Raw genomic sequence first — 25590 nt, forward strand, 5'->3', positions numbered from 1 at the left:
GACATGGCCACCGACGTAGAGATCACCGAACGACCTAAACCCGGGCAGCTGGTATTCAAACCCGCTCGCCGGGGTAAACCCCCGCAGCACCTGGCCGACCTGGATCTGGCCGGGCGCAAGAAGATGCTGCAGGACGCCGGCTACCCGGCGTTCCGAGCGGCGCAATTGTCCAAGCACTACTTCGAACGGTTCGAAACCGATCCGGACAAGATGACCGACCTGCCGGCTGGACAACGCGAGGAACTGGTTGCCGCGGCCATGCCGCCACTGTTGACCACGGTCAAGAACCTCAAGGCGGACCAGGGCATGACGGTCAAGTCCGTCCATCGGCTGTTCGACGGCGCCATGGTCGAGTCCGTGCTCATGCGATACAGCAAGCGCGTGACCATGTGCATCTCATCCCAGGCAGGTTGTGGCATGAACTGCCCGTTCTGCGCGACCGGTCAGGCAGGTCTGACTCGTAACCTCTCCGCCGCGGAGATCGTGGACCAAGTTGTCCAGGGCATCCGAGGTCTGCGTGACGGTGTGGTGGGTCCTGCAGAGGAAGCACCGCTGCGCGTGTCGAACATCGTGTTCATGGGCATGGGGGAGGCCCTCGCCAACTACAAGGCCACCATGGGCGCGGTACACCGCCTGATCGATCCGTCACCGGAGGGTCTGGGACTTTCCGCGCGCGGGTTGACCATGTCCACTGTGGGTCTGGTGCCCGGGATGCGGAAGTTCACGCAGGAGAAGTTGCCCATCACCCTGGCGCTGTCCCTGCACGCCCCGGACGACGAACTGCGCGACGAACTGATCCCGGTCAACAATCGGTGGAAGGTGGATGAGGCGCTGGATGCCGCCCGCGAGTACTACGACGCCACCGGGCGCCGTGTATCAATCGAGTACGCCCTGATCCGTGACATGAACGATCAAGGCTGGCGTGCGGATTTGCTGGGGGAGAAGCTCAACAAGCGCGGTGCCGGTTGGGTGCACGTTAACCCCATCCCGCTCAATCCCACCCCGGGGTCCAAGTGGACGGCCTCGCGTCCTGGAGTCGAGCAGAACTTCGTGGAGCGTCTGCGCGCCCACGGAATTCCCACCACGGTGCGTGATACACGCGGTTCCGACATCGACGGCGCGTGCGGCCAGCTGGCCGCGGACGTCTAGACCCGCGGCGGCGTCGTCGCCCCGGATCGACCCGCCGCGAAGGTCGCAGGTGACTCACTACCCGTTACCGGATTGCATATCAAGTCTCAACCGCGTAAAGTATTGCGTTGGTTGTCTGTGCTCGCGCCGCTGAGCCCTGCCCGTCCACATATCCACCCCGAGCTCACGCTGCAGGGGCGCAATGTGGCTGTCGGCAATCAGCGGAGAGAGTCCTGTAAACCGTCCGGATAGATAACCGGACCCCTCGAAAAGTTAGCGGAGGATATGGCCAAGAAAGACGGAGTCATCGAGATCGAAGGCACTGTGGTCGAGGCTCTGCCCAACGCGTCGTTCCGTGTTGAGCTGAACAACGGTCACAAGGTGCTTGCCCACATCTCTGGGAAAATGCGCCAACACTACATCCGAATCCTTCCTGAGGACCGGGTCGTGGTGGAGCTGAGCCCGTATGACCTAACCCGAGGCCGGATCGTCTACCGCTACAAGTAGAAATTCGCGGCACCACGCACCGCGCGGATCGTTGTGATCTGCGGGGTGTTTGCTGCGTTATTCACCACCACTAGTACGCGAAGGAATGCGATGAAGGTCCAACCGAGCGTCAAGCAGATCTGCGACAACTGCAAGGTGATTCGCCGTAATGGCCGAGTCATGGTGATCTGCTCGAACCCCAGGCACAAGCAGCGCCAGGGCTGACGGGAGCGCTCCCGCCCACGCAAGTGGATTGACAGAACGGACACTGCAGCTAGCACCGCACGGTGCGGCAACCCCCGGCACGGAGGCCGGAGACCGAACGCAACATCTTGTTCGGGACGCAGTGTTCAAGACCTCCGGACAGTACAAGGAGAACCGCCAATATGGCTCGTCTCGCAGGCGTAGACCTCCCCCGCGAAAAGCGGCTGGAAATTGCGCTGACTTACATCTACGGCGTGGGTCGTACCCGTGCACTCGCAACCCTTGAGGCCACCGGCATCTCGGGTGACGTGCGCGTGAAGGATCTCACCGACGCTCAGCTCGTCGAGCTGCGCGACTACATCGAAGGCAACTACAAGGTCGAAGGCGATTTGCGCCGCGAGGTTGCCGCCGACATCCGCCGCAAGGTCGAAATCGGCAGCTACCAGGGTGTGCGTCACCGCCGTGGCCTTCCGGTCCACGGTCAGCGCACCAAGACCAACGCACGTACCCGCAAGGGTCCCAAGCGCACGGTCGCCGGCAAGAAGAAGTAATCGTGGTCGCCACCCAAGCCGGTGGCTGATCAACGTCGAAGATCTTTGTAGGAGAATTCATGGCTCAGAAAACTCGCGCGACGGCTGCTCGTAAGCCGCGTCGCAAGGTTAATAAGAACGTGACTCAGGGCCAGGCCCACATCAAGTCCACGTTCAACAACACCATCGTTTCCATCACCGACCCCTCCGGTGCCGTTCTGTCGTGGGCTTCCGCCGGCGGCATGGGCTTCAAGGGATCCCGTAAATCCACCCCGTTCGCCGCTCAGCAGGCCGCCGAGGCCGCAGCCAAGGGTGCTCAGGAGCACGGCATGCGCAAGGTTGACGTGTTCGTCAAAGGACCGGGTTCCGGACGTGAAACCGCTATCCGCGCACTGCAGGCCACCGGGCTCGAGGTTGGTTCCATTCAGGACGTCACCCCGTCCGCTCACAATGGTTGCCGTCCCCCCAAGCGCCGTCGCGTTTGATGCGTGCAGCGTGAGCACCGAACCCTCAGGGTTCGGTGCCCGCGCATCGACGCGGTGATCTCGCCTGATCTCCGCGCACCTCACCCCTTGTTTTCCACCACCTGCGTGCGTCATATGGCGGAGGCACGCTGAAAGGAAACATCAGTGCTCATCGCACAGCGCCCCACCCTCACCGAAGAGGTAGTGGCTGATAACCGCTCCCGGTTCGTGATCGAACCGCTCGAGCCCGGTTTCGGCTACACCCTCGGCAACTCCCTGCGCCGCACTCTCTTGTCCTCCATCCCCGGTGCCGCCGTGACCAGCATCCGCATTGACGGTGTGCTGCACGAGTTCTCCACCGTGGACGGTGTCAAGGAAGACGTCACCGAGCTGATCTTGAACATCAAGAAGCTCTCGCTCTCCTCCGAGGAGGACGAGCCCGTGACCGCGTGGCTGCGCAAGCAGGGACCCGGCGAAGTGACCGCCGCTGACATCTCGGCTCCGGCCGGTGTCGAGGTCCACAACCCGGAACTGCACATTGCCACCCTGAACTCCAAGGGCCAGCTGGAGATCGAACTGACGATCGAGCGCGGCCGCGGCTACGTTTCTGCTTCGCAGAACAAGTCAGCGGATGCCGAGATCGGTCGCGTTCCGGTCGACTCCATCTACTCCCCGGTGCTCAAGGTGACGTTCCGCGTGGAAGCCACCCGTGTGGAGCAGCGCACCGACTTCGACAAGCTCATCCTGGACGTGGAGACCAAGGAAGCCATCACCCCGCGTGATGCCGTTGCTTCCGCCGGTACCACCCTGGTCGAGTTGTTCGGTCTGGCTCGCGAGCTCAACACCACGGCTGAGGGTATCGAGATCGGCCCGTCTCCCACGGACGCTGCCGCTGCCGCTGACATGGCTCTGCCCATCGAGGATCTCGAACTGACGGTTCGTTCCTACAACTGCTTGAAGCGTGAGGGCATCCACAGCGTGGGTGAACTGGTTGCACGCTCTGAGGCAGACCTGATGGACATCCGTAACTTCGGTGCCAAGTCCATTGACGAGGTCAAGGCCAAGCTCCAGGAGCTCGGCCTGGCACTCAAGGACTCCCCGCCAGGTTATGACCTCGCCGCGCACGCAGCTTCGTTGGAGGACGAGGACGAGAACAACAACCCGTTCGACGTCGACCTCGACTGAAGTCTTACAACTTTCCCGTTTCTCACGAGGCAGCCTGCTAGCCACGCGAGAGACCGACCACCAGGAGACCTACTATGCCTACCCCTACCAAGGGACCCCGTCTCGGCGGCGGGCCTACCCACGAGCGCATGATGCTCTCGAACATGTCTCAGCAGCTGTTCGAGCACAAGCGCATCACCACCACGGTGACCAAGGCCAAGCGCCTTCGCCCGGTGGCCGAGCGTCTGATCACCTTCGCCAAGCGCGGTGACCTGGCTTCTCGCCGCCGTGTGATGCGTCAGCTCAACGACAAGTCCGTCGTGCACGAGCTGTTCACCGCCATTGCTCCGGCCATGGACGGCCGCGACGGTGGTTACACCCGTATCACCAAGATCGGTAACCGCAAGGGCGACAACGCCCCCATGGCCGTCATCGAGCTGGTCATGGAGCCCGTTGCTTCCAAGTCCACCGTTGCCGAGGCCGTGAAGGCCACCGAGAAGGCTGCTGCAGCCCCGGCTGCTCCGGTCGACACCCCGGCCGACACTACTGCCGAAGAGGTCAAGGCTCAGGAGATCCCCGCTGAAGAGCAGGCTCCCGAGACCCTTGAAGAGGCAGCTGAGGTCGCAGCCGAGAACCAGGATGCTGAGTTCGCCGGTTCGCACGCACCGTTGGAGTCCGGCGAAGCCCCCGTGGGCTTCTCCATCAAGGGCAACAAGAACTCCATGAAGTACCACGTTCCCGGCTCCCGCTGGTACTCCGGTACCACCGCCGAGATCTGGTTCGATTCCCCGGCCAACGCAGAGGCCGCTGGTTTCCAGCCGGCCGGTGGCGCTGCCGCTCAGAAGATCTCTGAGTAAGCACGTAGCTGCTTGATCGACGCCGCCGCAGGTAACCTGCGGCGGCGTCGTCGTTTTTCGGGAGGTTATGAACATGTCGGGTGAATTGGTTCGTCTGCGGATCGATTTGGCCTACGACGGCGCTCCGTTCAGCGGGTGGGCGGCGCAGCCTTCCCTGCCCACGGTGCAGGGAGCGGTGGAGGCCGCGCTCGAGCTGGTGCTGCGCCATCCGTTGCGCACCGTGGTGGCCGGTCGCACGGATACGGGTGTGCATGCTCGCCGTCAGACCGTTCACGTGGATGTTCCGGTCGATGCGTGGGATACGGTGACGCGTGGCGCGGAGGTTGCCCCCGGGGCGGCTCTGGTGCGCAGGTTGAACGGGGCGCTCAACCGGGTTCTCGGTAAGGACCGTACGAATCTTGGCTTTCAACCAGCCCTCGGTGCCGTGGTGATTCACGACGCCGCTCTGGCACCCGCCGGTTTCGACGCTAGGTTCTCGGCGTTGTCGCGTAGCTATGCCTATCGCATCTCCGACGCCGCCAGCGGCCACGATCCGCTCACGCGTGGTTTTGCGTGGTGGGTCAATGAGGAGCTCGACGTCCCTGCCATGAATGCCGCAGTGACCGATCTACTGGGGCTGAACGACTTCCTGAGTTTCTGCAAGCCGCGGGAGGGCGCAACGACGATTCGCGAACTGCAATCCGCGTCGGTGGAACGGGATGCTTCGGGTCTTGTGACGGTGCGGCTGCAGGCGGACGCATTCTGCCACCACATGGTCCGCTCCGTGGTGGGCGCCGCAGCACGGGTGGGCCAGGGGCGCTACGAACAGGACTGGTTGGGGGAGCGGTTGGAGGCGCGCGTGCGCGACGCTCGCGTGTTGCTCGCACCCCCGCACGGGTTGGTTCTGGAATCCGTCGAGTACCCCGCGGATCACGAACTGGCCGCCCGTGCGGAACAGACTCGGGCCAAGCGTCCGGAGGACTGAACCCCTGGTTACCGACTGGTTGAACGCGTAGTCTCGGTAGAAGAGCACTCATCTTTGCGGCTCTGGATGACCCTCACGGGATTCTGACCGCGATAGGTGGGAGCGCGCCGTCGGCGGACGTCGTGTGTGTGGAAAAGCGGAGGATCCGTTAATTGGCGCGGATTTGAAGCTTCCGGTAACATTGATTGCTGTTGTGCGTGCCCGCCTCGGTCACGTGTACCCATAGCGGTTGCTCATGTTGCAGAGCGCAAGACCGATTGGTGCACCGGGTTGCGGGAGCGCGGATGCCGCCAGGCTCTCACCCTGGCCCCGAAGCACAGCGAAACAACCCGACACGGTCTCTCGTGTCATCAGTAGACAAACGAAGGCAGATCAACGTGCGTACGTACACTCCGAAGCCCGGTGACGTCCAGCGTCAGTGGCACGTCATCGACGCCACCGACGTAGTCCTGGGTCGTCTTGCCAGCCAGACCGCAACACTGCTGCGCGGGAAGCACAAGCCGACCTTCGCTCCCCACGTGGACATGGGCGATTTCGTCATCATCATCAACGCAGAAAAGGTCGCACTGACCGGCGCCAAGCTGGAACAGAAGCGTGCCTACCGCCACTCCGGTTACCCGGGCGGTCTCAAGTCCACCAACTACGCAGAGTTGCTGGAAAAGAACCCCACCCGTGCAGTGGAAAAGGCCATCAAGGGCATGCTGCCCAAGAACAAGCTGGCCGCTCAGCAGCTTTCCAAGCTGAAGGTCTACGCAGGCCCCGAGCACCCGCACTCGGCACAGCAGCCCAAGCCCTACGAATTCACCCAGGTCGCCCAGTAATTCGGGCCAACGAGAGCACAACAAGGAGAATCGTGGCTCAGAATACTGAAGAAGTAGAAGTTACCGAGATTGTCGAAGGTGCTGACGGCACCGAGGAGCTGAGCAGCTACACCTCGGAATCCACCGGCCCCGTCGAAGGTGGTGCCCCCGCTTCCGAGCGCGCACCCCTCACCGTTTCCGGTCAGGCTGTCGGCCGTCGCAAGCAGGCCATCGCCCGCGTGCGCCTGGTCCCCGGGTCCGGCAAGTGGATCGTCAACGGCCGCGAACTGGCCGAGTACTTCCCGAACAAGCTCCACCAGCAGGAAGTGAACGATCCATTCCGTCTGCTGGACCTCGAAGGCGCTTACGACGTGACCGCTCGCATCTCCGGTGGTGGCCCCTCGGGCCAGGCCGGTGCCATGCGTCTCGGCATCGCCCGTGCACTGAACGAGATCGACTTGGAGCACAACCGCCCGGCACTCAAGAAGGCCGGCTTCCTGACTCGTGACGCCCGCGTCATCGAGCGCAAGAAGGCAGGCCTCAAGAAGGCCCGCAAGGCTCCGCAGTACTCCAAGCGCTAATCCAGCGTTTACGAACCGGGTCCCACATTTCGGCTTTGGCCGAAGCGTGGGGCCCCGCTTCGTTTTAAGGCTTGGCTCCACAAGCGCTAGAACTACGCGCCCACACGTCGGACACGGCGTGGACCCGGGGTCCCTCACGTTGGCATCGTCCGACGTGCGGGGCTCGGCCGCGTTTAAAGTTCCTTTAGGGCCCTTGCAGGCATCTCATGTTTCGGTAGAGCCCTTGCGCAGCTGTAGAAGGGTTCTAACGGCGCACAATGTGCGCGGCAAGGTTCTAATGGCACATATGGCGGTTTCGCGTCTCAAGTGGCCTAGCGCGTACGTGGTGGGGGAGCGGCGTCGGCGACTCGTGCCCGCGCAACCGGCCAACGCGACCCGAACAAGAAGCAAATGGGGCGTAAAATGGGACGCGGAGCACAGTGGCTCCGCACCCGAATCCACGAGAGGGCCCGGATGAGCACGCAAGCGGACCAGAACCAGAGCAAGACTTCGGCGAAGAAGGACCAGGACAAGAAGGCCGTCGCTGAGGAACTCGCCCAGGAAAAGGATGTCGTGACGAGCGAGATCGACCAGGAAGAGCACCACCGCATCTCCGTGGTCGAGGATTACGCGGCTGAGCTGGACGAGATTGCGGAACTCGGCCGCAAGCTCCACGACGATGCCGGACTGTCCCGCTCCGATGCGTGGAAGCGCGGCTACCCGTACGACGAGAAGATGAGCCGCAAGGAGTACGAGAAGACCAAGCGTGCTCTGCAGATCGAGCTGCTCAAACTTCAGCTCTGGATCAAGGAAACAGGTCAGAAGCTGCTGATCATTTTCGAAGGCCGCGATGCCGCGGGCAAGGGTGGTTCGATCAAGCGCTTCACCGAGCACCTCAACCCGCGTGGTGCTCGCGTGGTGGCGCTCGAGAAGCCCACCGACATCGAGCAGACCCAGTGGTACTTCCAGCGTTACATCAAGCATTTGCCCTCCGGCGGCGAAATCGTGCTGATGGACCGCTCGTGGTACAACCGTGCCGGTGTGGAGCGCGTGATGGGTTACTGCACGTCGCAGCAGTATTACGAATTCATGCGTCAGGCCCCCGAGTTCGAGCGCATGCTGGTGAACTCAGACACCCACCTGATCAAGTTCTGGTTCTCGGTGACCCGTGCCGAGCAACTGGCTCGTTTCCAGGCTCGTCGTACGGATCCCGTGCGTCAGTGGAAGCTGTCACCGACCGACGTGGCATCCCTGGACAAGTGGGATGACTACACGGAGGCCAAGGAAGCCATGTTCTTCTACACGGATACGGGGGACGCTCCCTGGACCGTGATCAAGTCCAACGACAAGAAGCGCGCCCGCCTGGAAGCCATGCGCCACGTCCTGTCCCAGTTCGACTACCCGAATAAGGACCACTCCGTAGTGGGCACGCCCGACCCCAAGATCGTGGGCGGTTCCAACGACGTCATGGACGACAACGGAGTCAACCCGGACGGGTTTCCGGTAGTCCGACCCGGCAACGACTAGTCGATGCGCTTCGCGGTTCTCGCGTGGCACGTCGTAGGATGACAGGCGATGTCTAGAATTTTTGGAACGGACGGCATTCGCGGACTCGCGAACGGCCTCCTCACAGCTGACCTTGCAATGGAGCTGTCTCAAGCAGCCGCGATCGTGTTGGGCCACGGGCACGCCAAGCCCGGCGTCCGACCTCGAGCCGTGGTCGCACGGGACGGTCGCGCGAGCGGCGAGTTCATCGGGGCGGCGGTCACCGCCGGTCTGGCGAGCTCCGGCGTGGACGTCTACGACGCAGGGGTGATTCCCACTCCGGCTACGGCGTACCTCGTGGCGGACATCGACGCCGATTTCGGTGTCATGATCTCCGCATCCCACAACCCCGCTCCGGACAACGGCATCAAGTTCCTTGCCCACGGGGGTAAGAAACTGCCGGACTCCATCGAGGACAAAATCCAGGAAGTCTACGAGAAGCGCGAGTTCCTGCGCCCCACGGGTGCTCAAGTCGGCCGCATCAACCGGCTCTCGGACGCCGAGGACCGCTACATCCTGCACTTGGTCGGCGCGATCCCGCAGCGTCTCGACGGTCTCACGGTGGTTCTGGACTGCGCCCACGGCGCGGCATCCGGTTCCTCACCGGATGCCTTCCGCGATGCCGGTGCCAATATTCACGTGATCGGCGCCCAGCCGGACGGCCTCAACATCAACGACGGCGTGGGCTCCACCCACCTGGGGCCCCTCAAAGAAGCGGTCATCAAGTACGGCGCGGATCTCGGCATCGCCCACGACGGCGACGCCGATCGCTGCCTGGCCGTGGACCACACCGGTACCGAGGTGGACGGCGACCAGATCATGTGCATCCTTGCAATGGCCATGAAGGACGCAGGCAAGCTCAACCAGGACACCCTGGTGGCCACGGTCATGAGCAACCTGGGTCTGCAGCTGGCACTCGAAGAGCAGGGCATCCGCCTGGAACGAGCAGCGGTGGGTGACCGGTACGTCCTGGAATCCATGGTCGCCAACGGTTACAACCTGGGTGGCGAGCAGTCGGGTCACGTGATCATGGCCGATTACGCCACGACCGGTGACGGTCTGCTGACCGGCCTGATGTTGGCTTCACGCGTTGCGCAGACCGGAATGCCGCTGTCCGAATTGGCCTCCGTCATGACCCGCATGCCGCAGACGATGATCAATGTGGCCAACGTGGACAAGGCCGCTGCCAAGACTCACCCCGAGGTACTTGCCGCAGTGGCGGAGACCGAGGAGCGCCTTGGCGGAGAAGGGCGTGTCCTATTGCGCCCGTCCGGTACCGAACCGGTGGTGCGTGTCATGGTCGAGGCCGCCAGTCACGAGCAGGCCCGACATGAAGCCGAGGCACTAGTGAAGATCGTGGAGCAGCACCTTCGCCTGAGCTGATCCGGTTCCGGTTCGCTTTTTAACTACTGAGGCCCCGCTTCCTTCTGGAAGCGGGGCCTCAGTAGTAGTCGGGATAGTTGGAAAGAATTACAGGGTCTTGGAACCGGGGCCGTCCACGGTGCCACCCTTGCCTGCAACCAGTGCGTCGCGGATTTCAGTGAGCAGCAGGGTGTTGGGATCGGCTTCCTCGGCGGCGGGGTCGATGCCCAGGCGACGGTTGCGAGCCTCGATCATCTTGTTCATCGGCAGGACGATGGCGAAGTAGACAGCGGCTGCGATCAGCAGGAAGTTGACGATGGCGGTCAGCAGGACACCGAACTTGATGTCGTTGCCGTTGAAGGTGACCAGCGCGAAATTGTCGAAGTTGGGAGAGCCCACAATGCCGGAGATGGCGGGCATGAGGACGGATTCAACCAGAGCGTTGACGATCTGGCCGAAGGCAGCGCCGATGATGACGGCGACGGCAAGGTCGAGGACATTTCCCTTCATGATGAATTCTTTGAAACCATTAAGCATGGCGATAGATTACCCAGACCGCTGGCCAACAGGAAACAAAAAAGAGCAAAGTTATCCAACATCACACTTAAAGTAGAAAGCTACCTTGCTAATTCCCGCATTATTGGTATACGCACTAGTGACAAGTCATGAATTAGTCATCGAAAGGTATCAATTCTTTCGAAGTAGCACGCGTCTGGTCTTGTGATCTTGGTCCTTGGAAAGTATGAGTCGCGCCCGTCCCCGGGTAGGGCGAACATTCTGTTCCAAGTTGGGTTCGTTGATGCGTCGCCAAATATCCGTGGCCACTTCTACGGCCTCGGCGTCCGTGAGGTTGGCGTAGCGGTGGAAGTAGGACTGAGGATTCGCGAACGCTGAGCTGCGCAACGCCTGGAATCGCTCAACGTACCAGTGCTCGATGTCACTGGTGCGTGCGTCCACGTAAATACTGAAGTCGAAGAAGTCGCTCAGTGCCAGGGCCGCACGGTTTCCCGGGCTCAGCTTGGCGGGCGCGAGCACGTTCAGGCCTTCCACGATCACGACGTCGGGTTTGGTCACCACGATCTCCTCGTCCGGGAGGATGTCGTAGGTGGTGTGTGAGTATTTGGGCGCCCGCACCTCGGGTGCGCCGGATTTGATCTCGGACATGAAACGCAACAGCGCACGGCGATCGTAGGACTCCGGGAACCCCTTGCGATCCATGAGCCCGCGACGGACCAGCTCCGCATTCGGGTAGAGGAACCCGTCCGTGGTAACCAATTGGACGTTGGGGGTGGACGGCCAGCGCGAGAGCATTTCACGCAACAAGCGCGCAGTCGTCGATTTACCGGCCGCCACGGAACCCGCGATGCCAATGACGAAAGGGGTTCGTGCGTGATCCTCACCCAGGAAGGCGTTGGTCTCCGAGTTGAGGTGATTCGCGGAGGCGTCATAGAGCGTGAGCAAACGGGAAAGGGGGAGGTAGACCTCACGCACCTCATCCACATCCAGGCGGTCACCAAGACCGCGCAGGTTCTCGATTTCCTGCGCGGTAAGGGGCACGTCTATTTCGTGCGACAAGCGCGACCACGTCTGTCGGTCCAGCTCCACAAACGGGGATGCGCGATGAGTCAGTGACTGTGTGCTCATGTTCAGACCAGTCTATGGCCGGTGGTGTGGCAGGTAACAGCAGTGACGCGGGTGGTTTCCGGTAGAGTTCTCCGCATGTGTGGAATTGTGGGCTATGTAGGATCCCCGGACGTCAAAGCCGGTGGACACAACGCGTTGGACGTGATTCTCGAGGGTTTGCGTCGCCTCGAATACCGTGGATATGACTCCGCCGGCGTCGCTGTCATCGCGGACGGCAAAGTGGATTACCGCAAGAAGGCTGGCAAGCTGACCAACCTTCTGGCCGAGCTGGAGGCCTATCCGCTGCCGGATTCCCAGATCGGCATCGGTCATACCCGGTGGGCCACCCACGGTGGACCGTCGGACGTCAACGCGCACCCGCACGTGGTGGACGGCGGCAAGCTCGCCATGATCCACAACGGCATCATCGAGAACTTCAATGAAATCAAGCGTGAGCTGGCCGCCGAGGGCGAGACTTTCGTGTCCGAGACCGACACCGAGGTCGCCGCGGTGCTGTTGGCTCGCACCTACAACGCGCAGCCCGCCGACTCCAAGGACCTGACCGTGGCCATGCAGGACACGAGCCGTCGTCTGGAAGGCGCGTTCACCCTGCTGGCTGTGCATGCCGATCACCCGGACCGCGTGGTGGCATCCCGCCGTAACTCCCCGTTGGTCATCGGCCTGGGCGAGGGCGAGAACTTCCTGGGCTCTGACGTCTCCGGTTTCATCGACTACACCAGGAAGGCTGTGGAGATGGGGCAGGACCAAATCGTCACCATCACCGCCGATGACTACAAGATCGTGGACTTCAACGGCAACCCGGCGGAGGGTAAGCCCTTTGACATCAAATGGGATGCCGCCGCAGCGGAGAAGGACGGCTACCCGTCCTTCATGGAGAAGGAGATCCACGATCAGCCTTCCGCCGTGGAGCAGACCCTGTTGGGCCGCCTGGACGAGTCCGGTCGCTTGACCCTGGACGAAATCAAGATTGACGAAACCGTTCTGCGCTCGATCGACAAGATCGTGGTGATCGCCTGCGGCACGGCGTCCTACGCCGGTCAGGTCGCTCGTTACGCCATTGAGCACTGGTGCCGGATTCCCACCGAAGTGGAATTGGCCCACGAGTTCCGTTACCGCGACCCCATTGTCAATGAGAAGACCCTGGTCGTGGCCGTGTCCCAGTCCGGAGAGACCATGGATACCCTCATGGCCGTGCGGCACGCGCAGGAACAGGGCGCCAAGGTGGTTGCCATTTGCAACACCAACGGTTCCACGATTCCCCGCGAAGCGGACGCCGTGCTCTACACGCACGCCGGTCCCGAGATCGCAGTGGCCTCCACCAAGGCGTTCCTTGCGCAGATCACCGCGGCCTACTTGTTAGGGCTGTACCTGGCACAGCTGCGCGGCAACAAGTTCAAGGACGAGATCGCCACCATGCTCACCGAGCTGGAGGCCATGCCCGCCAAGATCCAGCGTGTGCTCGACGAGATCGAGGGCGACGTCAAGGATCTGGCACAGGCCATGAAGGACGCGTCGTCCGTGCTGTTCCTGGGCCGTCACGTGGGATTCCCCGTGGCCATGGAGGGTGCGCTCAAGCTCAAGGAGATTGCGTACATTCACGCCGAGGGCTTTGCCGCCGGTGAACTCAAGCACGGCCCCATCGCTCTGATCGATGAGGGCCAGCCCGTGTTCGTGATCGTTCCCTCTCCCAAGGGCCGCGATTCGCTGCACGCCAAGGTGGTCTCCAACATTCAGGAGATCCGCGCTCGCGGTGCCGTGACGATCGTGATTGCGGAAGAAGGTGACGAGGCCGTCAAGGACTTCGCCAATCACATCTTCTACGTGCCCGAGGCACCCACGCTGCTCCAGCCGTTGCTGGCCACCGTGCCGTTGCAGATTTTCGCTGCGGAGCTTTCCACGGCCAAGGGCTACGACGTGGACCAGCCGCGTAACCTCGCCAAGTCCGTGACCGTCGAGTAAGACTCTCGTCCCACGCATCGCCGACGGCGGGTGCCCACCGAATTTTCGGTGGGCACCCGCCGTCGTTATTCGTGTCCGCACCCGCGGGTAGGCTGGCGGGCATGATCGTGGGAACGGGCGTGGACATCGTGGACGTGGAACGGTTCAAGAGGCAGCTGGAGCGGACGCCTCGGTTGCGGGAACGCTTGTTCGTGGAACACGAGCGCGACCTTTCCCTGAACTCGCTCGCCGCGCGGTTCGCCGTCAAGGAAGCCGCGGCCAAGGCGCTGCTGGCTCCGCCCGGAATGATCTGGCAGGACTGCTGGATCACCAATGACGAACACGGTGCGCCCCGTTTACACACCACGGGTACGGTGGCAGAAGTGGCCGAACGCCGGGGCGTGGAGTCGTGGCACGTGACGATTTCCCATGACGGCGGGATGGCCGTGGCATTCGTTGTGGCCGAAGGATCGGGAGGTCCCAGAAGTGATTGACGCATACACCGGCGCCAGCGTACGCGCTGCCGAACAACCCCTGCTCGATGCGGGGTACGGGGACATCCTGATGCGCCGAGCCGCACTGGGGCTGTCCCGGGTCTGCGAAACACATCTACGCCGCGCCAATCGCAAGGGCTTGCTGTCCGGCACCACAGCCATCATCCTGGTGGGCTCCGGCAACAACGGTGGAGACGGTTTATGGGCGGGATCGTTCCTACGCCGTGCGGGCGTGATGGTGACTGCAATTCTGACCGGGTCCAAGGCTCATCCGCAGGGGCTCAAGGCACTGCGCGCGCTGGGCGGATCCGTGGTTCGACTCGAAGGGCAGGACGAGGCAAGCGACCCGAATGCGGAGCCCGATGCATCGATCGCCGGATTTCACACCGTGGATCGTGGTCAGGCCCTGTCCAAACTGACGTCCGCGCACCTCGTGGTTGACGCCGTGCTCGGCACCGGCGCCTCGGGCGGTCTGCGGGGCGAGGTCGCTGCACTCGTTCAGGATTTCAACGCCTTTCAACGCACCAGCCCCACGGGTCCTCGCATCGTCGCGTGCGACGTGGTGTCCGGTGTGGATGCCGATACCGGGGAGGCTCCCGAGCCGGTGTTGAAGGCTCACGCCACCGTGACGTTCGGCGCGGCCAAGGTGGCCCACGTGGTGGCTCCGGGGGAGCAGGTCTCCGGTCAGCTGACGGTCATACCCATTGGGATTGAGGAGCGCTTGGAAGACCCCTCGGTCTTCCGGCTCGAAGCCAGGGACATTCTCAAGGCTTGGCCCCGTCCCACTCCCACGGACACCAAGTACACGCGCGGGGTGCTGGGTGTGGTGGCGGGTACCCCGAGTTATCCGGGTGCGGCCATCATGTCCACCAACGCCGCGGTGAACTCCGGCGCGGGCATGATTCGTTTCCTGGGTGACGCCACCACCCGCGGCATGGTGTTGGCCCAGAGCCCCGAGGTTGTGTGTTCGGACGATCAGCCCTGGGACGTGCACGTCCAGGCATGGCTGGCGGGACCCGGTGTCGCGGACGATGAAAGCCAATCCGCACGCGTTCAGGCCGTGATCGAGTCCCCGGAGCCCGCCGTTCTCGATGCCGGTGCCCTCACCCCAGCGGCACAGGCTGTCGCGGACGGGCGGCTCGGGGCTCAGAAGATTCTGACCCCGCATGCGGGGGAATTGGAGCAGGTCTTCGAATGGCTCAAAGGGTTCGGTGTCACGGATGATGCCCCGGACCGCGACCGCATCGAAGCAGCACCCGTTCATTGGGCACGCGAGGCGGCGCGGCTGACCGGTGCCACGGTTCTTCTCAAGGGCGCCACCACCATCATCGCGTCACCCGGCTCCGACGAGGACGGGGTCGAGCAAGTGTGCTTGAGCATCGGGCAAGCCAGTCCATGGCTGGCCACTGCGGGTTCGGGCGACACGCTCGCCGGAATTCTGGGCACCGTGGTGGCTCACGTGGCCGAGCACCCGGATGCCCTCCGCAACCTGGGCGCGTGGGCCCGCGAGGACGGCCGTTGGGCCGCCGCAGCCGCCCTCGGAGCCGGTGTGCACGCGCTCGCCTCGCGCGTGGACGGAGAGGGCCCGGTGCCTCCCACGGTGTTGGCGGCCAACGTGCGCAAGGTATTACGCACAACGCGACAGTAAGTACCCGCTATTCTTGGGTGTTGGCCAATGACGTCCCAACGCGCCCGCGCGTACGCAACGTCGTTCGCCATGACATCAATCTCTAGGAGACAACCCCATGGAAGTTTGGCCCGGTCACGCCTATCCGTTAGGCGCCACGTTCGACGGCACAGGCACCAATTTCGCCCTCTTCTCGGAAGTGGCCGAAAAAGTGGAGCTGTGCCTGTTCGACGAGGACGGCCAGGAAACCCGCGTGGACGTCACCGCCGTGGACAGCTACGTGTGGCACTGCTACCTCCCCCAGGTGCAGCCCGGTCAGCGCTACGGCTATCGCGTGCACGGCCCGTGGGATCCTTCCCAGGGTCTGCGCTGCAATCCCAACAAATTGTTGCTCGACCCTTATGCCAAGGCCGTCGAAGGCGGCATGGACTGGGACGAGTCCATGTTCTCTTACCACTTTGGCGATGAGGACTCCTACAACGATCAGGACTCCGCCGAGCACATGATGAAGGGCGTGGTGATCAACCCGTTCTTCGACTGGGAGGGTGACCGCACCCCGCACACCCCGTACCACAAGTCCGTGATCTACGAAGCCCACGTCAAGGGCCTGACCATGCAGCACCCGGACGTTCCGGATGAGCAGCGCGGCACGTACGCGGGCGTGGCACACCCCTCGGTCATCGAACACCTGCAGAAGCTCGGCGTGACCGCCATTGAGCTCATGCCCGTGCACCAGTTCGTGCAGGACTCCACGCTGTTGGATCAGGGTCTGCGTAACTACTGGGGTTACAACACCATTGCGTTCTTCGCCCCCCACAACGAGTACAGCTCGGCCTCTCACCTGGGCAGCCAGGTGCAGGAGTTCAAGGCCATGGTGCGCGCACTGCACCAGGCCGACATCGAAGTGATCCTGGACGTGGTCTACAACCACACCGCCGAGGGCAACCACATGGGTCCCACGCTGTCCATGAAGGGCATCGACAACAACGCGTACTACCGCACCGTTGACGACGACCACAAGTTCTACATGGACTACACCGGCACCGGTAACTCCTTGAACGTGCGCCACCCGCACTCGTTGCAGCTGATCATGGATTCGCTGCGTTACTGGGTGACCGAGATGCACGTGGACGGTTTCCGCTTCGACCTGGCCGCGACCCTGGCCCGTGAGTTCTACGATGTGGACAAGCTCTCCACGTTCTTCGAGCTCGTGCAGCAGGACCCGATTGTTTCGCAGGTCAAGCTCATTGCCGAGCCGTGGGACATCGGCCCCGGCGGCTACCAGGTGGGTAACTTCCCGCCGCAGTGGACCGAGTGGAACGGTAAGTACCGCGACACCGTGCGTGACTTCTGGCGCGGTGAGCCCGCAACCCTGGGCGAGTTCGCCTCCCGTATCACCGGTTCCGCGGATCTTTACGAGAACAGTGGCCGCCGTCCGTTCGCGTCCGTCAACTTTGTGACCGCTCACGATGGCTTCACACTGCGCGATCTCGTGTCCTACAACGAGAAGCACAACGATGCCAACGGCGAGGGCAACAATGACGGCGAGTCCCACAACCGTTCCTGGAATTGCGGTGAGGAGGGCCCCACGGACGATCCCAATGTCTTGGCCTTGCGCGCCCGCCAGCAGCGCAACTTCCTGACCACGTTGCTGTTGTCCCAGGGCACGCCCATGCTGCTGCACGGCGACGAGCTGGGCCGCACTCAGGACGGCAACAACAACACGTACTGTCAGGACAACGAGCTGTCATGGATCAACTGGGAGCGCATGGACGGCCCGTTGATCGAGTTCACCGCAGCGATCACGCACCTGCGCCAGAACCACCCCACGTTCCGCCGTTCGCAGTTCTTCGACGGTCGCCCCGTGGACATGGGTGAGCGCTCGGACGAAGATCCCATGCCGGACATTGCGTGGCTCAACGCTGACGGCACCCCCATGGTGCCGAAGGACTGGGACGAACCGCTGACCCGCTCCATGGGTATGTGGCTCAACGGTCAGGGCATTGCGGGCGAGGATATGCGCGGCCGCCAGATCGTGGACGTCAACTTCATCGTCTACTTCAACTCGGCTCCCGAGGAAGTAGAGTTCACGTTGCCCGCAGCCAACTACGGCGAGAAGTGGGAAGAGATCCTGGACACGGCCGGCGAGCACGGTGACGGCGAGATCCGTGATCACTCCACGCAGATCACGCTGGCCGGTAAGTCCACCGTGGTCCTGCGCGCGTGGGAAGCTCCCGAGGAAGAGCCGGACGCGTCCGTGGCCGCTTCGGTGGCCGCTTACGCCCAAGCACCCCAGGCTCAGTAGCAATTCGCAGAGTGAGCGCGCCCTGACCAAGGGCGCGCCGGACACAACCGCCGACGCCGCCCGGTACCGGGCGGCGTCGGCGGTTGCGTTAACGGTCGCGCACCGTGTCCACGACTCGTTCTCGCTCGTGGCGGAGTGGCTGGCATTGCGGGGCGTGAGCGACAAGACTGGAAGGGTGCTGACTCCCACCTCAACGTACCGGTTGCAAATCACCTCACAGCAGGACCTGTTCCGCGCGGCGGAACTCGTCCCGTACTTGAAGCGCCTGGGCGCGGATTGGGTCTATCTTTCGCCCATCCTGCGTGCCACGAGCGGCTCGGATCACGGTTACGACGTAACCGATCCGACCGAAATCGATCCCGAACGCGGGGGAGCGGATGGCCTGGCCGCGCTCTCGGCGGCCGCCCGAGACGCCGGAATGGGCGTGGTGGTGGACATCGTTCCCAATCACCAGGGTGTGGCCGTACCGCAGGAGAACCCGTGGTGGTGGTCGCTGCTCAAGGACGGCAAGAACAGCCCGCACGCTGATTCCTTCGACGTGGATTGGGACGCGGGTCATGGCAAGCTCCTGATTCCGGTCTTGGGTGACGGGGACGAAGACCTCTCCGCGCTGACCGTCGAGGACGGCGCCCTGCGTTATTACGAGAACGTGTACCCGCTGGCGGAGGGCAGCTATCAAGAGGGCGATTCGCCGCAGGAAGCGCACGCCAAGCAGAACTACGAACTGGTGAACTGGCGCCGCGGTGATTCGGAGCTGAATTACCGCCGGTTCTTCACGGTCACCACGCTGGCCGGCGTGCGCGTGGAAGACCAGAAGGTATTTGACGAGTCCCACGTGGAGGTGCGCCGCTGGTTCGACGAGAAGCTCGTGGACGGCCTGCGTATCGACCACCCGGACGGCGTGCGCGACCCCGAGGACTACCTCGAGAAGCTCGCGGATGTCACCGGCGGTGCCTGGACGACGGTCGAGAAGATCCTGGAACCCGGAGAGTCGCTGCCGCAGCAGTGGAAGACCGCGGGCACTACGGGCTACGACTCGCTCGGCTGGATCGACCGCGTGCTGACCAACCCGGAGGGCCACTACGAGTTGGCCTCCCTGGACACCAAGCTGCGCGAAGGCGACCCCGTGCGGTGGGAAGAACTGATCCACGACACCAAGCGCCGCATGGCCGATGTGGGTCTGGCCGCCGAGGTGCACCGACTGGTGCGCAACCTCCCCGAGAACTTCGGACATTCGGACGAACAGGCCTACGACGGCCTCGCGGAAATCCTCGCGAACTTCCCGGTGTACCGCACCTACTTGCCGTTCGGCGTCGACTATCAACGCGAAGCCGTGGCTGCCGCGAAGAAGGCCCGCCCGGAACTGAGCGCCGTGATCGACGATCTCGCCGCAGTGTTGGGTGACGCAGCGGCGTCGGTGGAGGAAATGACCGAGGTTGCAAAGCGTTTCCAGCAGACCTCCGGCATGATCATGGCCAAGGGCGTGGAGGACACCGCGTTCTACCGGTTCACCAAACTGACGTCCCTGACGGAAGTGGGCGGTGATCCCTCCGTGTTCTCACTGACACCAGCCGAATTCCACGAGCTGGCCGCGCAGCGGCAGCGGGAATCCCCGGACACCATGAATGCTCTGACCACGCACGACACCAAGCGCTCGGCCTCGGTCCGCGCTCGTATCACGGTGCTGTCCGAATCGGCCAAGGCCTGGTCCGAGGTGCTCGCCACCTTGTACTCGCGAGCCCGCGACGCGGGGATTTCCCTGCAGGACGGCCCGGCAATCAACCTTGTACTGCAGGCCATCGTGGGTGCGTGGCCGCTCGAGCGTGACCGTGCGGTGGACTACGCGATGAAGGCCGTGCGTGAAGCTTCCGTGTCCACGGCGTGGGTGGATGGTGACGAGGAGTTCGAGAAGGAACTGACCCGCTTCATCGATTTCGTCTTCACCAACCCGCGAGCCAGGGGCATCGTGGAGGGTTTCGTGGAGCGCGCCACCGCCCCGGGCTGGTCCAACGGCATGGCGGCGACCGCCCTGCAGTTGACCCTGCCGGGCGTGCCGGACGTGTACCAGGGACAGGAGCTGTGGGAGCCGTCCCTGGTGGACCCGGACAACCGGCGTCCCGTGGACTTCGAAGTTCGCGATGAATTGCTCACCGCTCTGGACTCAGGACTTCCGGGTACTGACGGCGGCTCGCCGTCGGTGGACGAGACCGGTGCCGCCCGCATGCTGCTGACCTCCCGGGCGCTGCGACTGCGCCGTGAACACCCCGAGTTGTTCACCGGCTACGAACCGCTCAAGATCACTGGTGCCCTGGCCGATCACGCGTTGGGTTTCGACCGCGGAGGCGCGGCCACCGTGGTGACGCGCTTCCCCGTGGGTCTGACCAAGGCCGGCGGTTGGACGGACGAAACTGTGAACCTGAGCGACGGCGATTGGGAAGACATCCTGACCCGCCGCACCTTTACCTCGACCGGCGGCGTACAGCTCGCCGAACTCCTTGACATCTATCCCGTGGCGTTGCTGCGCCGAAAGGACCGCTGAGCATGACCAACGATCATCGTTTCGACGTGTGGGCACCCCACGCCCGCGAAGTCACCGTCCGCGTGGAGGGCGTCGACCACCCCATGGAGGGCTTGGCCGAGCGACCCGGGTGGTGGACGCTCGCGGAAGGTGAGCAGGCGGCGTCGGGAACCGTGCGTTACGGCTACTTGCTGACCAAGGTCTTCGACGAGGGCACGGACAAGGAACGCACCTCTGTCTCCGACGTGCTGCCGGATCCGCGCTCGCGGCGCCAGCCGCAGGGTGTGCACGATCTGTCCTGCACCTTTGATCCGGAGGAATTCCAGTGGAGCGACGCCGCCTGGCGGCCTCCGTTGCTCAAGGATTCCGTGCTGTACGAACTGCACCCGGGCACGTTCACACCCGAGGGCACGCTGGACTCGGCCATCGAGAAGCTCGACTACCTGGCGGACCTGGGCGTGGATTACGTAGAGCTCTTGCCGGTCAACGGCTTCAACGGCGACCACAACTGGGGCTATGACGGGGTGGCCTGGTACACCGTGGACGAATCCTACGGTGGCCCCGAGGCTTATCAGCGCTTCGTAGATGCCTGCCATGCCAAGGGAATCGGTGTGATCCAGGACGTGGTCTACAACCACCTGGGTCCCAGCGGTAACTATCTGCCGTTGTTCGCAGATTACTTCAAGCCTGGTGCCTCCAGCTGGGGTGACCTGATCAACCTGGACGACTGGGGCTCGGACGGGGTGCGCGAGTACATCCTGGACAACGTGACCATGTGGCTGCGCGACTACCACGTGGACGGGTTCCGCCTGGATGCCGTGCACGCGCTCGCGGACACCCGCGCCAAGCACATCCTGCAGGAAATTGCCGAACGAGTGGCCGAAGAATCCGAGCGCACGGGTAAGGGCCTGTTCACGATTGCGGAATCAGACCTCAACGACCCGCGCATGATCATCCCCGCCGAAGAGCATGGTCAGGGTATGGACGCTCAATGGCTCGACGACGTTCATCACGCCGCGCACGTGGCCTTCACCGGGGAGACCCAGGGCTACTACGGGGACTTCGACTCCCTGCACGCGCTGGAGAAAACCATGCACACCGCCTACTTCCACAACGGAACGTACTCCACGTTCCGCGGGCGTTCGCACGGGCGAGAGATCAACCCGTCCGAGGTGTTCCCGTGGCAGTTCGTGACGTTCCTGCAGAACCACGATCAAGTGGGCAACCGTGCGGCCGGCGACCGCATGAACCACACCGTGAGTGTTGACCGTGCGCTCTGCGCGGCCACGTGGCTCATGACCCAGCCGTTCACGCCCATGCTGTTCATGGGTGAGGAATTCGGCGCGAGCACTCCGTGGCAGTTCTTCACCGCGCACCCCGAACCGGAGCTGGGCAAGGCCGTGGCCGAGGGCCGCAAGGCGGAGTTCGCCTCCATGGCTTGGGACCACGCGACGGTTCCGGACCCCCAGGATCCTGAGACCTTCGAGCGCTCCAAGCTCAAGTGGGGTGAGGTACATCAGGGCGATCACGAGCGGATCTTCACGGCCTACCGTGACCTGATCGCACTGCGACGCAACACCCCCGAACTGACCAGCCAAGACTGGGCCACCATGGCCACCCAGGCCAGTGACGACGAGCAGTGGTTCGTGCTCAAGCGCATGAGCGAACCCGAATCAGAGCACGGTGTGGTCACCGCGATCAACCTGTCCGACCAGGAACGCGCGCTGCCCCTCATGGGTGGTGACGCGCCCCAGGTGCTGTTTGCGAGCGGCGTCGAGCCCGGGCTGGACACCCCCGGAAAGGTCACGCTGGCGCCCAACACCGCTGCCGTGCTGCGCGTCTGAGCAGGGCTAAAGCCGCGGCGACCGGAATCGACGGATTCCTGGTTGTCGCGGCTTTGCTCTTGTCAGCTATACACCGAGTGTATAGATTTCGGACATGAACAACACTCTGACCCTCTTGGGCCTGATCGCGCGGGAACCGAGCTATGGGTACGACCTGAAATACGAGTACGACCGGTACTTCGGGTCGCAGAAACCACTGGCGTTCGGGCAGGTCTATGCCACGTTGGCGCGGATGATCCGGGACGAGTTGATTGAGATGCTCGGGGAGGAATCCGGCGCTGGGCCCGACCGCAAAAAGTATCAGATCACGGGTGCGGGGCAGCAGAAGGTCGAATCGTGGTTGTTCACCCCGCAGATGCCGGCGGCCACGTTGCAGAGCGATCTGTTCGCCAAGATCGTGGTGGCGTTATTGATTGGCGACGACGCTCGGCGACTTCTCGAGCTGCAGCGCCAGGAACACATGAGTCGGATGCGAGACATGACTCGGCTCAAGCGAGAAGGTGACCTGCTGCAGGTCCTGATGTGCGATCACGGGTTATTCCACATCGAGGCGGATCTGCGGTGGATCGAATTGACCGAAGCCCGATTGGATCAGCTCAAGACCACGCTGGTGCAGTCATGAACAACTTGTCTGCTCCCGTGTTGGAGGTGCAGGGAGTTCACAAATCATTCGGAGCAACCCCTGCGTTGCGGGGCATCGATCTGAGTGTCTCGCGCGGAGAGGTGCTCGCCGTGATGGGGCCCTCGGGGTCGGGCAAATCGACGTTGCTGCACTGCATGGCGGGAGTCTTTACGCCTGACATCGGCGCCGTTACGTACCGCCCCGATGCTTCGGATGCGCGATCGGTGGGGATCAACGAGCTGGGCGAGACAGAGCGTTCTCGGTTGAGGCTTGAGGATTTCGGTTTCGTATTCCAGTACGGACAATTGCTGCCCGAGCTCACCGCGTTGGATAACGTGGCGCTTCCGCTGTTGATGCTTGGCGTCCGACGGAAAGAAGGGTTGGAACGGGCATCAGTATTTCTCGAGAAGCTCGGCATCTCGGATCTGGGTGACTCGCGCGTGGAAGGTCTCTCCGGTGGTCAGGCTCAACGGGTCGCGGTATCCAGGGCTCTGGTTACCGAACCTGCGATTTTATTCGCGGACGAGCCTACGGGTTCATTGGATTCGTTGACTTCCGAAACTGTGCTGACGCTCATGCTTGAGCTCGTGCAGTCATCCGGAACCACCCTGGTGATGATCACTCATGATCCTCGGGTTGCGGCCTATGCGGACCGCGATGTCGTGGTGCGCGACGGCCGAATCGGTGACCGGTGATGTTCGCCAGCGCTCGGTCCGTGCTGCACCTGACGTTGTTGAGCGCGCGATTCTCGGTTGGGCGGTTGGTTGGCATCACTGTGGGCGTTGCCTTGGGAACCGCTCTGATTCTGTTGCTGGCCGGCGCCGCACAGGGGCTGAATGAAAGGGACCACAGGGCCGCGTGGCTTCGAGAAGAAGGCAGGCCAGCATTCGAGGTGCCGCTTGCCGAGGACGGGGTGTCCACGGCGGGCGATCCCATCCCCATTCCGCTGACCTCTGATTCGATTCTGGTTGACCGAGTCGACGACGTATTCCGGGACCGGATCATCCAGCACCGCGCGGTGGCGGCCACGCCTGATTCCACGGTCGAGATCCCAGGGGTGGGTACGGCGCCTGAGCCGGGGACGTACTACGCCTCACCCGCCATGCATGAGTTGATCCAGTCGACCGATCGAGATCAGCTGGGTGACCGGTACGGCAGGTACGCCGGTGCTATAAGCGAGTCGGCACTGGCGGGACCGGACTCCCTGGTGATCGTGTCCGGGGTGTCGGAGAGTGAGCTCAGGGGTCCGTCCTCCGCGACGGCCATGGTCTCAGAGTTCACGGATCAGCCGTACGGCGGCAGCGCCACCGCGTACCGGACGCTGATCGTCATGGGAGCCATTGCGGTGCTCTTTCCCGTCTTGCTTCTCATCAATATCAGCACGCAGTGGGGTGCGACGGTTCGATCCGAACGGTTGGGGGTGCTGCGGCTCATGGGTGCAGCGCCGCGAGTTATTTCTTCAGTTGCCGCTGCGGAGGCGTTCGTGACCTCACTGGCGGGGGCATTGATCGGTTTGGTGCTGGCCAGCATGCTTCGACCGGTGGCGACCTCCCTTGAGGTGGGGGGAATCGCGACTGTTCCTGGATGACCTGGCACTGAGCGGGTGGGTGTCAGCGGGCATCGTGACCTTGGTGGTTGTGCTCGCGACATTTCTGGCGGCTGTGCAGGCAAACAGGCTGCACACGGAGGCATCCGGGGTGAAATCACTCGTACAAGAACGCCGCGTGACAGCCAAACGTGTCATTCCCTTGATGGCAGGGTTGCTGCTCATGGCGGTGTCGCGAGTCTTGCCTGAGTCACAGGACGGAGCGGGTCTTCTCCTCGCATCCACTGCGCAGATCCTTGGATTCCTCATGACGGCCGCGGGCGTCACACAGATCGGCCCGTGGTTGGTTCAGGTAGTCAGTCGAAGTTATGTGAAACGAGCACAGAATCCCGCAGCGGTGATCGCCGGCCAACGCATGGCGCTGAACCCGGGGAATGCCTATCGAGCTGTCTCGGGACTGGTGATTGCGGTGTTTGCAGTCTCGGTGTTCTCTGGAGTGGCGTCGTCTGTGAACTCGCCCCAAGCGCCGTCGGCCGTCGTGGGCGTCCTGCCGCCGGACAGTGTCTATTCGTTCCTGGGCAGCGAATCGTCACCGGAGGATGTTCGGCAGGAAGCTGAGCGAGCGCGGGGCATGGAGGGAATCGAGTCCTCGGTGATTGCCTACGGCACTGCCAGTTATGGTTCGCCCGAGGCCGCCCCGGAGTTGTTCATTCCAACGGCTCAACTGCGAGACCTCGGACTTGAAGGCGCATCGGAGACGGAACTAGCAGCAGTGAGCGGCAACTTCTTAAGTACCTGGAACGGTGTGCCGATGACTCCTCAACCGGCTCCTGAACATTTGAGGGATGAATTGGTCCCGTTCGCAGGGTGTCAAGCTGTGGTGAGTCAGGTGGGGAGGTTGATGCCGACTAGGTCCGCGGGTTTGGGGGTGCGGGGCCTGGTGCGGAATCGGTGTCGGTGGCGTTGGTAGTAGTCCTGCAGGGCCTGA

The 25590-nt window shown here is 63.0% G+C and carries 24 protein-coding genes; 22 read left to right on the forward strand and 2 right to left on the reverse strand.

What is annotated here, in order from left to right; all coding sequences use genetic code 11:
• The first annotated feature begins 3 nt into the window (after positions 1–3).
• The 12 genes from rlmN (at position 4) to glmM (ending at position 10085) form a co-directional block, all read left to right on the forward strand.
• Positions 4–1149 (forward strand): 23S rRNA (adenine(2503)-C(2))-methyltransferase RlmN, encoded by a 1146-nt coding sequence (rlmN, locus tag CKW39_RS02680; protein WP_095796596.1) that lies wholly within the window; start codon positions 4–6, stop codon positions 1147–1149.
• A gap of 264 nt (positions 1150–1413) precedes the next feature.
• On the forward strand, positions 1414–1635 hold the full coding sequence (infA, locus tag CKW39_RS02685; protein WP_016997072.1) for a translation initiation factor IF-1: 222 nt from the start codon (positions 1414–1416) through the stop codon (positions 1633–1635).
• A gap of 90 nt (positions 1636–1725) precedes the next feature.
• On the forward strand, positions 1726–1839 hold the full coding sequence (gene rpmJ, locus CKW39_RS02690; protein WP_016997073.1) for a 50S ribosomal protein L36: 114 nt from the start codon (positions 1726–1728) through the stop codon (positions 1837–1839).
• A gap of 161 nt (positions 1840–2000) precedes the next feature.
• Positions 2001–2369, forward strand: a complete 369-nt coding sequence (gene rpsM, locus CKW39_RS02695; protein WP_095796597.1) for a 30S ribosomal protein S13 — start codon at positions 2001–2003, stop codon at positions 2367–2369.
• A gap of 59 nt (positions 2370–2428) precedes the next feature.
• Positions 2429–2833 (forward strand): 30S ribosomal protein S11, encoded by a 405-nt coding sequence (rpsK, locus tag CKW39_RS02700; RefSeq protein WP_012397714.1) that lies wholly within the window; start codon positions 2429–2431, stop codon positions 2831–2833.
• Positions 2834–2977: 144 nt separating this feature from the next.
• Positions 2978–3997, forward strand: coding sequence for a DNA-directed RNA polymerase subunit alpha (locus CKW39_RS02705; RefSeq protein ID WP_095796598.1), 1020 nt, complete (start codon positions 2978–2980; stop codon positions 3995–3997).
• Between the two features lie 74 nt (positions 3998–4071).
• Positions 4072–4833, forward strand: a complete 762-nt coding sequence (gene rplQ / locus CKW39_RS02710; RefSeq protein ID WP_095796599.1) for a 50S ribosomal protein L17 — start codon at positions 4072–4074, stop codon at positions 4831–4833.
• Between the two features lie 67 nt (positions 4834–4900).
• Positions 4901–5797, forward strand: a complete 897-nt coding sequence (locus CKW39_RS02715; protein WP_095796600.1) for a tRNA pseudouridine(38-40) synthase TruA — start codon at positions 4901–4903, stop codon at positions 5795–5797.
• A gap of 377 nt (positions 5798–6174) precedes the next feature.
• Positions 6175–6618 carry a 50S ribosomal protein L13 gene (gene rplM / locus CKW39_RS02720; RefSeq protein WP_016997080.1) on the forward strand — a complete coding sequence of 148 codons (444 nt, stop codon included), beginning with the start codon at positions 6175–6177 and terminating at the stop codon, positions 6616–6618.
• Between the two features lie 32 nt (positions 6619–6650).
• On the forward strand, positions 6651–7178 hold the full coding sequence (gene rpsI, locus CKW39_RS02725) for a 30S ribosomal protein S9 (protein WP_016997081.1): 528 nt from the start codon (positions 6651–6653) through the stop codon (positions 7176–7178).
• Between the two features lie 453 nt (positions 7179–7631).
• Positions 7632–8684: a polyphosphate kinase 2 gene (ppk2, locus tag CKW39_RS02730; RefSeq protein ID WP_202976221.1), complete on the forward strand. Its 1053-nt coding sequence runs from the start codon at positions 7632–7634 to the stop codon at positions 8682–8684.
• Between the two features lie 48 nt (positions 8685–8732).
• The gene (gene glmM / locus CKW39_RS02735) at positions 8733–10085 is read left to right on the forward strand and encodes a phosphoglucosamine mutase (RefSeq protein WP_095796601.1); all 1353 of its coding nucleotides are present in this window, start codon (positions 8733–8735) and stop codon (positions 10083–10085) included.
• A gap of 87 nt (positions 10086–10172) precedes the next feature.
• Here the strand turns inward: glmM and mscL are convergent, their stop codons facing one another.
• Positions 10173–10601 carry a large conductance mechanosensitive channel protein MscL gene (mscL, locus tag CKW39_RS02740; protein WP_095796602.1) on the reverse strand — a complete coding sequence of 143 codons (429 nt, stop codon included), beginning with the start codon at positions 10599–10601 and terminating at the stop codon, positions 10173–10175.
• Positions 10602–10751: 150 nt separating this feature from the next.
• On the reverse strand, positions 10752–11708 hold the full coding sequence (coaA, locus tag CKW39_RS02745; RefSeq protein ID WP_095796603.1) for a type I pantothenate kinase: 957 nt from the start codon (positions 11706–11708) through the stop codon (positions 10752–10754).
• 75 nt (positions 11709–11783) lie between these two features.
• Here coaA and glmS point away from each other — a divergent pair, with 75 nt between their 5' ends.
• The 10 genes from glmS (at position 11784) to CKW39_RS02795 (ending at position 25572) form a co-directional block, all read left to right on the forward strand.
• The gene (glmS, locus tag CKW39_RS02750; RefSeq protein WP_095796604.1) at positions 11784–13667 is read left to right on the forward strand and encodes a glutamine--fructose-6-phosphate transaminase (isomerizing); all 1884 of its coding nucleotides are present in this window, start codon (positions 11784–11786) and stop codon (positions 13665–13667) included.
• 101 nt (positions 13668–13768) lie between these two features.
• Positions 13769–14140 carry a holo-ACP synthase gene (locus CKW39_RS02755; protein WP_095796605.1) on the forward strand — a complete coding sequence of 124 codons (372 nt, stop codon included), beginning with the start codon at positions 13769–13771 and terminating at the stop codon, positions 14138–14140.
• The gene (locus CKW39_RS02760) at positions 14133–15788 is read left to right on the forward strand and encodes an NAD(P)H-hydrate epimerase (RefSeq protein ID WP_095796606.1); all 1656 of its coding nucleotides are present in this window, start codon (positions 14133–14135) and stop codon (positions 15786–15788) included. Before CKW39_RS02755 ends, CKW39_RS02760 begins: the two co-directional genes overlap by 8 nt.
• 97 nt (positions 15789–15885) lie before the next feature.
• Positions 15886–18072, forward strand: coding sequence for a glycogen debranching protein GlgX (gene glgX / locus CKW39_RS02765; RefSeq protein WP_095796607.1), 2187 nt, complete (start codon positions 15886–15888; stop codon positions 18070–18072).
• Between the two features lie 175 nt (positions 18073–18247).
• Positions 18248–20611 (forward strand): malto-oligosyltrehalose synthase, encoded by a 2364-nt coding sequence (treY, locus tag CKW39_RS02770; RefSeq protein ID WP_095796608.1) that lies wholly within the window; start codon positions 18248–18250, stop codon positions 20609–20611.
• Between the two features lie 2 nt (positions 20612–20613).
• Positions 20614–22434: a malto-oligosyltrehalose trehalohydrolase gene (gene treZ / locus CKW39_RS02775; RefSeq protein ID WP_095796609.1), complete on the forward strand. Its 1821-nt coding sequence runs from the start codon at positions 20614–20616 to the stop codon at positions 22432–22434.
• A gap of 94 nt (positions 22435–22528) precedes the next feature.
• Positions 22529–23056 carry a PadR family transcriptional regulator gene (locus CKW39_RS02780; RefSeq protein ID WP_095796610.1) on the forward strand — a complete coding sequence of 176 codons (528 nt, stop codon included), beginning with the start codon at positions 22529–22531 and terminating at the stop codon, positions 23054–23056.
• Positions 23053–23751, forward strand: coding sequence for an ABC transporter ATP-binding protein (locus CKW39_RS02785; protein ID WP_095796611.1), 699 nt, complete (start codon positions 23053–23055; stop codon positions 23749–23751). Before CKW39_RS02780 ends, CKW39_RS02785 begins: the two co-directional genes overlap by 4 nt.
• Positions 23751–24644, forward strand: a complete 894-nt coding sequence (locus CKW39_RS02790; RefSeq protein WP_095796612.1) for an ABC transporter permease — start codon at positions 23751–23753, stop codon at positions 24642–24644. The genes CKW39_RS02785 and CKW39_RS02790 overlap by 1 nt, the downstream gene beginning before the upstream one ends.
• A gap of 34 nt (positions 24645–24678) precedes the next feature.
• Positions 24679–25572, forward strand: coding sequence for a hypothetical protein (locus tag CKW39_RS02795; protein WP_216823139.1), 894 nt, complete (start codon positions 24679–24681; stop codon positions 25570–25572).
• Positions 25573–25590: the final 18 nt, after the last annotated feature.

Source organism: Kocuria sp. WRN011, from assembly GCF_002295155.1.
GTDB lineage: Bacteria > Actinomycetota > Actinomycetes > Actinomycetales > Micrococcaceae > Kocuria > Kocuria carniphila.

What these genes read in the sequence shown, in the direction of transcription:
- CKW39_RS02780 (WP_095796610.1), top strand. Translation starts at nt 22,529, where the DNA reads ATGAACAACACTCTGACCCTCTTGGGCCTGATCGCGCGGGAACCGAGC.
- CKW39_RS02790 (WP_095796612.1), top strand. Translation starts at nt 23,751, where the DNA reads ATGTTCGCCAGCGCTCGGTCCGTGCTGCACCTGACGTTGTTGAGCGCG.
- glgX (WP_095796607.1), top strand. Translation starts at nt 15,886, where the DNA reads ATGGAAGTTTGGCCCGGTCACGCCTATCCGTTAGGCGCCACGTTCGAC.
- CKW39_RS02785 (WP_095796611.1), top strand. Translation starts at nt 23,053, where the DNA reads ATGAACAACTTGTCTGCTCCCGTGTTGGAGGTGCAGGGAGTTCACAAA.
- rpmJ (WP_016997073.1), top strand. Translation starts at nt 1,726, where the DNA reads ATGAAGGTCCAACCGAGCGTCAAGCAGATCTGCGACAACTGCAAGGTG.
- glmS (WP_095796604.1), top strand. Translation starts at nt 11,784, where the DNA reads ATGTGTGGAATTGTGGGCTATGTAGGATCCCCGGACGTCAAAGCCGGT.
- infA (WP_016997072.1), top strand. Translation starts at nt 1,414, where the DNA reads ATGGCCAAGAAAGACGGAGTCATCGAGATCGAAGGCACTGTGGTCGAG.
- treZ (WP_095796609.1), top strand. Translation starts at nt 20,614, where the DNA reads ATGACCAACGATCATCGTTTCGACGTGTGGGCACCCCACGCCCGCGAA.
- mscL (WP_095796602.1), bottom strand. Translation starts at nt 10,601, where the DNA reads ATGCTTAATGGTTTCAAAGAATTCATCATGAAGGGAAATGTCCTCGAC.
- rplQ (WP_095796599.1), top strand. Translation starts at nt 4,072, where the DNA reads ATGCCTACCCCTACCAAGGGACCCCGTCTCGGCGGCGGGCCTACCCAC.
- ppk2 (WP_202976221.1), top strand. Translation starts at nt 7,632, where the DNA reads ATGAGCACGCAAGCGGACCAGAACCAGAGCAAGACTTCGGCGAAGAAG.
- rpsK (WP_012397714.1), top strand. Translation starts at nt 2,429, where the DNA reads ATGGCTCAGAAAACTCGCGCGACGGCTGCTCGTAAGCCGCGTCGCAAG.
- rpsM (WP_095796597.1), top strand. Translation starts at nt 2,001, where the DNA reads ATGGCTCGTCTCGCAGGCGTAGACCTCCCCCGCGAAAAGCGGCTGGAA.
- glmM (WP_095796601.1), top strand. Translation starts at nt 8,733, where the DNA reads ATGTCTAGAATTTTTGGAACGGACGGCATTCGCGGACTCGCGAACGGC.
- CKW39_RS02755 (WP_095796605.1), top strand. Translation starts at nt 13,769, where the DNA reads ATGATCGTGGGAACGGGCGTGGACATCGTGGACGTGGAACGGTTCAAG.
- coaA (WP_095796603.1), bottom strand. Translation starts at nt 11,708, where the DNA reads ATGAGCACACAGTCACTGACTCATCGCGCATCCCCGTTTGTGGAGCTG.
- rlmN (WP_095796596.1), top strand. Translation starts at nt 4, where the DNA reads ATGGCCACCGACGTAGAGATCACCGAACGACCTAAACCCGGGCAGCTG.
- CKW39_RS02715 (WP_095796600.1), top strand. Translation starts at nt 4,901, where the DNA reads ATGAACATGTCGGGTGAATTGGTTCGTCTGCGGATCGATTTGGCCTAC.